Origin of the sequence: Roseibium sp. (genome assembly GCF_025698965.1) — a bacterium.
GTDB lineage: Bacteria > Pseudomonadota > Alphaproteobacteria > Rhizobiales > Stappiaceae > Roseibium.
In genome coordinates, this window is sequence record NZ_JAILWL010000169.1 from 1 (window position 1) to 11800 (window position 11800).

Below are 11800 nucleotides of genomic sequence, written 5' to 3' on the forward strand. Positions count from 1 at the left end.
GCAGAAGCTTTCCGGCACTTTACTGGGTGGCAAGGTCGCCCTGCGCCTGGTTCAGGCGGTGCGCCAGTGGGCCAAGGAGCGGAACTGCGAACATCTGATGGTGCATGTGACGAATGGGGTTGAGGTGCAGGATGTGGATCGGTTTTTCCGAAGGTGCGGGATGAAGACGGTTGGTGGGAATTATAAGGGTTGAGCAACTCATGAATCAAAGAGAAAACTATTGAAAAAGAGCGTCGTTTTAGTATTCGGAGTAATTTCACTATTGCTCCTACAGTTGATTTCTGCGGTGGCCGAAGATTATCGTGCGTCCGAGCAGCGTATAAGGCCTATTTATCCAAGTGGATCGATAGAAAGCGAAGAAGTTGAAAATTTTTCTAGGATGATGATACAGGTATATACCTTTTATGGAAGGCTATTAGATCCAGCAGACAACAGGCCAAATTTCATTTTCTTGTCAGGAGACGGTTTTATCGATGAGGGAAAGATAAGGCTAAGTAAAATAAAAAAATTCTTTCCTGGAATGACGCAAGAGGAAGCTGATTTTTTTTCAGGTGAGTCGAACTCCTGCTTAGTATTTAAGCTCCCGTTGTCTGATGCCGAGATCACCGTTGGCATAAATGATACTCAATCAGGCACACAGCCGATGAACTTACATTGTTTTTTGGACGCGCTCGCCTTTTTTCTTGATGAGGAAGGCTACGAAGGGTTGCGAGGTGAAACGGTTCGAGAACACGCACGTAATATTATTGATACATTGGTGGACAGATTCAAGTGAATGACATTATTTCTCGGACACAGTCGAAGAGTTTTGAAGTCTATTTCGATCTCGATAGCATTGGACCACTTGGTGATTATGGCCAATACGAAAGTTATTCGACCCCGGTCCTGTCGGAGTTACATACGAATCAAGATATTCGTATGTAACAGGAACATCTGAAACAAGTGTCGAGTATGGTGCAAGTCTTGACACTGGAGTTCGAGGAATCGCGAAAACCAGCATTAGTTTAGGTACCGATGGCGAAAAACTAAATGTTGGAAGCTCGTTTGGGCCAATTTCTGGTTCGCTGGATACAGAGGGTACTTTAGAAGGCAAGGCCGGATTAGCTGTTCCGGGAGCGCCTGGCTTAGAGTTTGGTTGGTATGCAAACTTAAGCTTAATGAATAGCCCCGCGTTTTCTAGACGCCCTGGGCTTTCATTTTCTGCTGCCGTTCGAACTCGACGGGCGACCGCATCCCGTTTCTGACGTGTTTACGCTTTGGGTTGTAGAACATCTCGATGTAATCGAACACATCCCGCCTGGCGTCCTCGCGCGTTTTGTAGGTTCGCCGACGTACCCTTTCCCGCTTGAGCAGGTTGAAGAAGCTTTCGGCGACAGCGTTGTCGTGACAGTTCCCACGCCGGCTCATTGAATGTTCGAGGTTGTGAGCTTTGAGGAACGAAGCCCAGTCCATGCTGGTGAACTGTGAGCCCTGGTCTGAGTGGATCAGAACCTTGTTCTTCGGCTTCCTTCGCCATACCGCCATCAGCAGCGCCTGCAACACGACATCTGTGGTCTGACGGCTCTGCATCGACCACCCCACAACACGACGAGAAAAGAGGTCGATCACGACGGCAAGATAGGCAAAGCCTTCCAGTGTCCTGACGTAGGTGAAGTCTGTCACCCAGACCCTGTCGGGCTCCTCCACATCGAACTGTCGGTCGAGGCTGTTGTTGACGACCATGGAAGGTCTTCCGCCATAGCTGCCCGGTCGCCGCCTATATCCGGTCTGGGCCTTGATCCCGGCCAACCTGGTAAGACGCGCGACACGGTTCAGGCAGCACGTCTCTCCCTGATCAAGCAGATCGTCATGAAGCTTGCGATATCCATAGACCTTACCGCTCTCCTTCCACGCCCTGCTGAGCAGTTCCGTCTGGCGGATGTCTTCCCGGGCCCGTTTGCTCAGTGGGGTCTTCAGCCAGGCATAAAAGCCACTTGGGTGGACGCGCAAGCAACGGCACATCGCGCGCACCGAAAACACGGAGCGATGCTCGGCGACGAACGCGTACCTCACTTTGCATCCTTGGCGAAGTACGCGGTTGCCTTTTTTAGGATGTCACGTTCCTCGGTGACCCGAGCAAGTTCCTGCTTCAACCGGCGGATCTCCGCAGCTTGATCGCCTTCTCCCGGATCGGGCGACTTGGAGAACTTCTTCTTCCACGCATAAAGAGAATGGGCGCTGACGCCTAAACGCTTCGAAACCTCCGCAACCGCATAGCCACGTTCGGTGATTTGGGCCACCGCATCCCGCTTGAAATCGTCACTGAAATGGTTCGTACCCATCATGGCCTCCTTGCCTCAAAATTAGGAAAGAAGGCGTCTATAAATCTAGGGGCTATTCAGAGTTTGGTTCGCGATGAGCCAATTTGCAAAGAAGCCCCATTTTGGATTGGGGCGGTCTTTGCAAAAGGTATCGGTAATTATTTAACTGCCAAGCGACAGTTCAATTGGCTTCACCTCATCATAAGAACAATCTCGACTCCTGTTGGAGGTGGGCAAAGGCATTAGTTTATTCGATCACGAGTGAATAAACTGAGCGGTCGACGTCCAATCTGGACCTTTGCACAAAGGGTCTTTGAAGATGCCGGGTCGGCTGGTTGTGCAACCCCGGAGTGCAGAAACTCCTTGTTAAATTTCCGAATATTGCTAAGACTTTGTTAACCGCCGGGAAGAGGCGCCCGATGGTGAATGATTTGGGGAATGAGGGGCCGTGCGACCTGGGTCGCGGTTCCGATGGGAATGTAGAGCAAATGGGATTTGTGAGGCAAAACCCGCGCTCAGAGGGGCAAAGTGATCAAGGGCAATCCGGACCGTTCCGAAATGGTTCTCTCCGCATGTGGGAACGACACTGCCGGTGCAGGGCAGGGGTCTGGCGAGCAATCGGAAATCGATGAGGTTTCGAGGCTGAAGACTGCTGTTGCATCTTCGGGGGGCCGGGCTGTACTCGGCGCTTCGGCAGACCGGATGACGGTCCGTCTGGTGAACGGGTCGGAAGAAGACGCCCGGGCCGGGATCTCTCTTGCCCGTGAGGCGCATCGGAACACGATTTTCCGGGACATTCCGTTTTCTGAACAAAAAGCCATGGCGATAATCGAGAGGGCGCTGGCCCATCCGGAGCGCAACGGCCTGATCTATGCCGTTCCGGGCGGAGATGTGCCACTCACTGAAGATGGACTCTATGGCTTCGCTTCAGTTCATGCGGGTGAGTATTTTCTGGGAACTGGCACTTTGATCGCGACGGTGCAGACGTTGAATGTCTCGCAGAAGCTTTCCGGCACTTTACTGGGTGGCAAGGTCGCCCTGCGCCTGGTTCAGGCGGTGCGCCAGTGGGCCAAGGAGCGGAACTGCGAACATCTGATGGTGCATGTGACGAATGGGGTTGAGGTGAAGGATGCGGATCGGTTTTTCCGGAGGTGTGGGATGAAGACGGTTGGTGGGAACTACTGGTCGATAAATCCAAGTAACAATTAAAAACTACAAGGTCAGAAAAGGTGAGTTGTTCATGTCAGTCTCAACAAGACACATCATTTACGAAGTTCGGCTAATAAGTGATGAGTAGCAATAGTATATTTGGTTTGCTGATCGATTGGGTGATTGAGAAAGTATCCCATGTAAGATCGAATTTTCTTCGCAAGTTTTTATATTATTCCTGTTTGATTTTGGGTATTGCTTTGACTGCTTTTGTAATTTTCTTTAGATATTCTGCGAATTGGAACTAATGTGGCTGAATACAAGGTAAAATCAACGTACTCAACAACTGCAACCTGGGGGGGGTGGGTTCCGGATATTAAGTCTGAGGGATCAGTTTCGTTTCCTTGGTCTTCAGATCAACCATTTCGAACGACTATAAGCATCAATGGTGCAAACTTTTATGGCAAGACACCTCCTGCAGTTGCAGAAATTACGTATTTTGATCCTTACTCAAATAGCACAAAAGTCGAAAAACATCTTATCGGAGGCTTTGGAGGAACAAGTATTCCGGTTGTAACCGGCCCTTTACTTGGAGATTCTATTGGGGAAATTCGAGTTACAATCCGAGATATCCAAGACAACCCGTTGGTCGGGGCTATGGAAAGCGAAAAACTTTCAAAGGCATTCGGTTCGATTGGTCAGTTCTTTGGAAAATTCTTGGGCGCTCTTGGTTCTCTCGACGATGGCATACATGCCGCTATGGGGCCAATGAGCGGCTATAGAGTTTACACGTTACCAAGCTCTCAAGATGGCGTTTTTGTCATAAACACGCGAGTAAACTATGCACCAGGGTATTTGGAGGATATGGGGATACTTCCTTCACATGTTCCCAATGGGTTTTTTCCCACATTTGACTCCTCTGGCAACTTTGTTGGGGTTGCACCAAAGTGTTTCGCAGGTTCAACAAATATTTCAACCAAAAGTGGCTGCCGACTTATTTCTGAGTTGAAGGCTGGGGAGTTTGTACATTCATTTTCTCCAAATTCTGCCAATGATCGGAGCGCGTTGGTCTCCAAAAAGGTCGTTCGTACATTTGAGAACATCACGGAAGAATGGCTCCGCCTGAGTTGGATTGAGGATGGCGAGGAGAAGGAACTCGTCACCACGCCTGGCCACCAGTTCCTGGCAGCGCATGGCGGTTTCCGCGAGATCGAGAGCTTGGTTGCGGGTGGTCAAGGAACCGTTGTCCTGGCGGATGGTTCCGAGGCTGTCGTTACGTCCGAGCGCATTGTCTATTCTGCCGAAACCGCCGACATGTTCGAGCAGGCGGAGGGCTATGTCACTCCGGAAAACGGCAATCTGGGCTTAAAGCCGGTCTATAAGAAAGGCTGGAAGACGTACAATTTCGAGGTTGAGGATTTTCACACGTATGTCGCGGGTGGTGTTCGGGTCCACAACGATTCCTGGAATGACGACAAAGGGTTCGAAGCTGGTGCCCATACGGGTGGTGTTGGTCAAGTCTGGACATCTAGCTATAATGGTACTGAGACAGGCGCTTCGCTTGACGGGCGTGCGCTGAATGTCGACGTCAATGACGTCACTGACTATCTGATGGATCTCGAGCCCGGGTACCGCGACAGCATGCATGCTCGTGCGGAAGCTGCTGGATATGCTGCGGCCAATGCGGGTTACGATAGCGCGTCGGTCAGAGCGGCGGTGGTTGGTGAGTATCTGGCGCGAGGTGGTAGAAACGAGGCACCGATCGACATTATTAACCAGGATAGAGCCTACCGGCGGGCGACTGAAGCATCCGCAGCTTCATCTGGCGGTGATCAAAATTCCGGCCGTGACACGGAAGGCGCCCGTGCTGATACGTTTAACGATTCCTGGAGCACGAGCGAAGGCAGTGGCGGTCGGGGTGATTACAACAACGACGGCGAGGTCGATGCAGACGAATTCAATCGCGCGGAAGCCGCAGGCAAGTACGATAACAACAACAACAACAGCAACGGCAACTCTGGCAGCGATGGCGGGGGTGGCGGCAAGCCGGTTCTTCTCGATCTTGACGGCGACGGGTTAGAAGTCACGGCGCTGGACCGCTCATCCGTGTTCATGGATACGGGTGGCGAGGGGTTTTTGCACCGCACGGCCTGGGCCGGTGAGGGCGATGGCATTCTCTTTTACGACCCTGACGGCCGTGACGAGATCACGGAAAAGCGTCAGTTCGTGTTCACCGAGTGGGACCCGACGTCGACCAGCGATCTGGAAGCGCTGGCGTCTGTCTTTGACAGTAATGGCGACGGGGTTCTGAACGCGGGCGATGCGGAGTTCGCGAACTTCAAGGTGATGGTGACCAATGCGGACGGGTCGACAAGTGCGAAGACACTGGCCGAGCTTGGCATCACGGAAATCGACCTGACGGCGGATGCGACCAACATTGAATTGAGCGACGGCTCGGTGATCACCGGCAAGACGACGTTCAAACGGGCGGACGGGACCACCGGCACGGCGGGCGACATGCTGCTGGCCGCGGAAGCTGAGGGCCACCGGGTCGAGCAGGTGGAGAGCTTTGACGGGTCTGGTGCGCGGACGCTTGTGTCGACCGCCTATGACAGTGACGGCAGCAAGGCTTATCAGATCCATTCGGTGACGAGCGCCGACGGCCTCTCGGTCACCAACCGCTATGACGACAATGGCGACGGCGTGACGGATCGGATCCAGACCATTGTCACGGTGGTGAACGGCGATGGCAGCGAGACGGAGACGGAAGAGAATTTTGCCGGTAATGAGCTGGCCACGGCCGTTCTTCAAAGCCGGACGGTGACCACCACCAGCGCAGATGGCAAGAGCGAGACCATTGAGCGTGACGCCATGGGCGGCGGCTGGTTCAACCAGCGGGAAGTGCGAACGGAAGCAGCCGACGGCAGCCTGACCATTGTCATCAGCGATCTGGCGCAGGACGGCTCGGTGATCAACAGCCGGAGCGAGACGGTCTCTGCCGACGGCTCTGAACGGATCGACGGCACGGATCTGGATGGCGACGGTCAGTCGGACACGATCGTCACCCACCGGGTCACCACGCACGGCGATGACAGCCGGACAGAAACGGTCACCGTGACCAATCAGGACACAAGCAAAAGATCGCACGTTACCGAGGAGGTCAGCGCCGATGGCCGGTCCAAGGTGATCGAGCGGGATCTCGATGGGGATGGCCTGATCGACACCCGTGAGATCCTGGATATTCGGGTGGCGGCAAACGGCCAGAGCACGTCGACGCTGGATATCCGCAACGGCGATGGTTCGCTGAAGAGTTCGTCGACAACGGTTCAGTCTAACGATGCTTTGACCAAAACCACCACGTTCGATCAGGATGGCGACGGCGATATCGACCTGACAATGGTCGATGCCACCACCGTTCAGGCCGATGGCAGTCGCGAACGGGTGATCACCGAGACCAACGGCGACGGAAGTATCCGCTCGATGGTCAGGGAAACGCTGGGTGCCGACAAGGTGACGTCCGAAACCCGGGTGGACCTGAACCAGAACGGGAGTTTTGAGGCTGACGAGGTCGTGTCTTCTGTCGTGGTCAGCGATGCAACCGGAGAGAGAATTGCCACAAACTGGTCGCGCAATGCGGATGGGTCGGTCAATGCAAAATCGATTTCGACCACCAGTTCCGATGGTTTGCAGACGGTCACTGCAACCGATGCGGATGGCGATGGTGACACAGATGTGACGGTCACGGACCTCACCACGGTCAATGGCGACGGAAAATCGACACGGACGGTAACCACGAAGAACCAGGACGGTTCCTTGAAGACAGCGGTTGCCATTGAGACCAGTGCCGACGGCCTGACGGTGACGACACGCACGGATGTCGATGGCGACGAAAGCTTTGAGGAAAAGACCGTCGAGGAGTTGGTTCTGGAAGCCGATGGCGGCACCACCCGAACGACAGAAACCTATGCCGGTGACGAGACAACGCTGCTGTCGAAGGCGGTGGTGACGGAAACTTCTGACCGGCGCGAGCGGACGGTTACAGTTGACCGGGACGGCGACGGCAACGTTCAGGAAACGATCAAACGCACGATCAACACCGACGGGTCGATAACGGTCACGGAAACGGAAACCGCCAACGATGGCACGGTGCTCGGCCAGACTGTCTCCGAGACCAGTGCCAACGGCCTTGTGACGGAGATCGCGCGTGACCTTGACGGCGACGAGAGCGCCGATGTCACCGTGACGACAACAACGACGCTCAATGCCGACGGCAGCCGATTGAGCGTTCAGGAAACCGAAAACGCCGATGGTTCAACCCGCAGCGTCAGCCAGGTCACCGTCAGCGATGATGGTTTGAAGTCCGTGACGGAGACGGACCGGGAGGGGAACGGCACTTTTGAGCGTGTCGTCACCGACGAAACCGTTCTGAACTATGACGGCAGCACCACAAGGACAGTCGAAAGCAGGTCTCAGAGCGGCGATCTTCTGAGCCGGAGCCAGACGGAAATCAGCGACGATCAACTGGTAACGATCACCCGCACGGATGCGGATGGCGATGGCAGTTATGACCTGATCGAGACCACCGAAACGGTTCTTAAAAATGACGGCTCCACTGTGACCACGACCGAGCTTCGGGATGGCGATGGCGATCTGCGCAGCGGGTCCACACAAACCGTCTCCGACACTGCCCGGTCCATTGTCACTGATACCGACATCAATGGCGATGGCAAGACCGACACCAGGACTACGGTGACGATTGCCGATGACGGCGAAAGGACGACGCATATCCGGCATCAGGACGCTGCTGGTACCCTGCAGAGCCAGAGCCGGACGGTCACCAGCGCCAATGGTTTGAGCTCCACGACGGAAACGGACCGGGACGGGGATGGCATCTATGAGACCCGCTCGGAGACCGTTCGGGTTTTGAACAATGACGGGTCTGAGACAACCACGTCCACGTTCAGGGGGAAGAACGGTGCGCTGCTCTCCAGTTCGGCTGAGACGGTGCGTGATGACGGACTGCGCACGGCGCGGATCGAGGATTTTGATGGCGACGGTCAGACGGACCGGAGTTCCATCCGCCAGACGGTGATCGCCCAGGACGGCACTGTCACCACGACGGAGACGGTCAAGGCCAATGACGGCTCGACCCTGTCCAGGGTGATTGACACGATAGAAAACGACGGCAAGTCGAGCTCCAGGGAGATCGATGCCGATGGCAATGGCGTCAATGACGAGGAGATCACGACAACGGTCAACGACGATGGCTCCACGACCGTAGCGACTGTCTACAAATCCGATAGTGGTGATCTACTGTCCGGCATCACCCGCAGCACTACCGGCAATGGCCTGGAAACCACGGTTACCTACGATCTTGACGGCAACGGGTCCGTGGATCGCAGTGTGAGCGATGTCACGACATTTGCCGATGATGGCGGCAGCCAGCGGACACTCACCCACGAGACCGGTTCCGGCCGTTTGCTTGGCCGGGAACAGATCAGCCTCTCCGATGATGGGTTGAGCGCGACGACGGCACTGGATCTCGATGGTGTTGGCGGCAATGACTTCCTCACCACCAGAACAACCGGTCTTGCCCATGACGGGTCGACGGTGGAAAGCTGGACCACGCGGGGCGCAAATAACGATCTCATCGCCAGTGCAACCCGCACGACAAGCGGTGATGGCCTCAACGTCACGGAAAACCGTGATGTTGATGGCGATGGTGACATGGACCGCGAGACAATTCTGGAGCTGGGCGCGGCCGGTGGCAGCACGCAGACCGTCAGCGAATATGGCGATGAGACCAGCGCAGGCCTCACCCGCCGCTCGACAACCGTCACCAGCGAAGACGGGCGCCAGGTGACGACGCGCCTGGACCGGGATGGCGACGGCGATACGGATCTGGAAATTGACACAAGGGTCGATCTCAGCGGCAACGAGACAACGATCTGGGAGGATCTGGCAGCGAATGGCTCTTCCGAGGCGATCATAACAAGGTCCGCTTCTGCCAATGGCACCAGCCAGACCTACAGCCTGGATATCGATGGCGACGGCACGGCCGACATCACCCGGTCGACCACGGTCTCTTATGATGAGGCCGGAAACGAGATCAGCACCTTTGAGGAAAGGAAGGCCGTTGGCGGTCTGGCCTTTACTTCCACAACAGTGACCTCGGCCAATGGCTTGAGCTCGACGACCACAGTGGATTCCGACGGTGATGGCGAGACCGACAGCACGCGCGAGACGGAAACCGTTTTTGCCACCGATGGCAGTCGCACAACCACCAGTCGGGACTGGCATGACGACGGCTCCCTGAGGTCGAGTTACACCGAGACCGTCAGCGCAGACGGGCGGACGATTACCGAAGTCTTTGATTTTGACGGCGACCACAAGACCGACAAGGTCAAGGTGACCGAGATTGCCACCGATGGCAGCTGCACCGTGACGGAGACCGGCTATGGCGAGACGATGGCGGACGCAAAGACGGCCGTCACCTCAACCTCGTCTGACGGTCTGACCACCACCATTTTCCGCGATGATGTCACCCAGGAGATCACCCGTTCCGCTGTCGGCAATGGCAGCTATGACTGGGACAATGGTGTCAGGGCCTCCGGAGAGGCCCAAATTTTTGTCTCGCACAAGGTCGATGCGCAAGGGATCGAGACCTGGGAGATGCACTCGACGTTGAACGGCGTCACCACAGTGGAAAGCGAGCGCTTTGACGCGCAAGCAAAGGCCCGGCTTCTGGCGGAAGCCGCCCGGATCTACGACAGCGTGCTTGATCGGGACATCGACCTGAGCGAAGCGGAAGTGCTGGTTGAGTTCGTGGAAGACGGCCAGCTGGATCTGGAAGATCTGGCCTCAAGCCTTCTGACCTCGGACGAATACGCCACTCGATACGGCACCCTGTCGGACACCGGCTTCATCGCAAGGGCCTACCAGAACACGTTCGGCCGCGAGCCGACGCTGGACGAACTGGCCGAGCATCTTGCCGAGCTCGCAGGCAGCACCACCCGCGCCGCGATCATCGCGGACCTGTCTGAATCCGCCGAGCATCTGGTCGTCGGCAACAGCCAGGGCGAGACCAACAATTACGACGTCTTCCTGTTGCCGGTGGTGGCAGAGGATGAATTGCGGGTCTCCTTCGGGGTCGATGGCGTTGACCTGGAGATAGGTGAAGATAGTGCCGTCGTCGGCACCGACAACGGCCAGACCCTGAGCATCGGCAGCAATGACGCTCTCTTCGGCCTCGGCGGCAACGATACGCTGGGTGGCAGCAGCAACGACGACATTCTGGTTGGCGGCACCGGCAACGACACGCTGAACGGCGGCGCCGGCAACGATACCTACGTCTACAATCGCGGCGATGGCAACGACACCATCAATGATGGGGGCAGCCCATCAGGCGGCGATGTCCTGCGCTTCGGGGCGGGGATCGAGTTGGAAGATCTTCGTTTCTATCATGTCAGCAGAAACGAAGTCAGACTGGAATTTGTTGCTGAAAGCGCGGCAGACGCAACGGCGGCTGCTGCACAGGGTCTGGCACCTCTCACGGGGTCCATCACCATCCATAACTGGAACGACGCCACCACACGCCCGATTGACTGGCTCGTTTTTGAAAACGGTGAGAGCGTCTGGCTCGGCGGGGTCCGGAACTTTGGCGGTTCGGGGGTGGACTATAACCTCTACTATCGCCTGACCGACGGCGACGACACGTTTACCTCCAACGGCCGCGCACCGGATGCGCATACGGGCGGTGTGGGCAGCTCGGATATCATCGTCGGTGCCGGCAGTAACGACGTCATCCACGGCAAGGAAGGTCACGACATCCTGTATGGCGGCGCTGGTGATGATCGGCTCTATGGTGGAGAGGGTGACGATGTTCTGGATGCCGGTAGCACATCCGGCAATTGGCAGTATCTCTACGGCCAGCAGGGCAACGACACCTACCTTTATGGTAAGGAAAGCGGCCGGGTCTTCATCAACTACACGGAGAATAGCGGCACCGATACGGTCCGGTTCAAGGACCTGACGCTATCTGACATCACGTTTGCCACGGTCGACTACACGATCAACAACCCGGACAGTCTGGATAAGATCGCAATCCGCTTCCTTTGGAATGACGGTGTGAGCAGCGGTGAACTCAGAATTGCGGATATGGGCAATCACATCGAACGGTTCGAATTTGCCGACGGCACGACGCTGAGCAAGATCCATCTGGACATCCATAAGCGTGTTGTCCTGACGGGCATCGATGGGGCCGACTACATCAAGGCCGGGGCGCTCAGCCTTGGTGACGGGAGTGGCCGGTTCACGGATGACCATATCATTCGCGCCGGAGCCGGTGACGA

General features: G+C 56.0%; 4 protein-coding genes and 1 pseudogene. 4 read left to right on the top strand and 1 reads right to left on the bottom strand.

The annotated features are described in order from the left end of the window. Together K5905_RS14995 and K5905_RS15000 are read left to right on the top strand one after the other, a co-directional pair. Positions 1-193 (top strand): annotated as a pseudogene (locus K5905_RS14995) (hypothetical protein); the annotation flags it as partial. Positions 194-220: 27 nt separating this feature from the next. Beyond that, positions 221-775 (top strand): hypothetical protein, encoded by a 555-nt coding sequence (locus tag K5905_RS15000; RefSeq protein ID WP_297585360.1) that lies wholly within the window; start codon positions 221-223, stop codon positions 773-775. A 401-nt stretch (positions 776-1176) separates the two neighbouring features. Here K5905_RS15000 and K5905_RS15005 read toward each other — a convergent pair. Next, positions 1177-2321, bottom strand: a protein-coding gene (locus K5905_RS15005) for an IS3 family transposase (protein WP_297585363.1) whose coding sequence is annotated in 2 segments (ribosomal slippage) — positions 1177-2078 and positions 2078-2321 — 1146 coding nt in all. Because the reading frame shifts where the segments join, the coding sequence is not laid out codon by codon here. 507 nt (positions 2322-2828) lie between these two features. Between K5905_RS15005 and K5905_RS15010 the strand changes: the two genes are divergently transcribed. Both K5905_RS15010 and K5905_RS15015 read left to right on the top strand, forming a co-directional pair. Further along, entirely contained in the window at positions 2829-3509 is a 681-nt protein-coding gene (locus tag K5905_RS15010) for a hypothetical protein (RefSeq protein WP_297585367.1), read from the top strand. A gap of 1005 nt (positions 3510-4514) precedes the next feature. Continuing rightward, positions 4515-11800 (top strand): DUF4214 domain-containing protein (locus tag K5905_RS15015; protein ID WP_297585369.1); only part of this gene is annotated, 7286 nt, incomplete at its 3' end.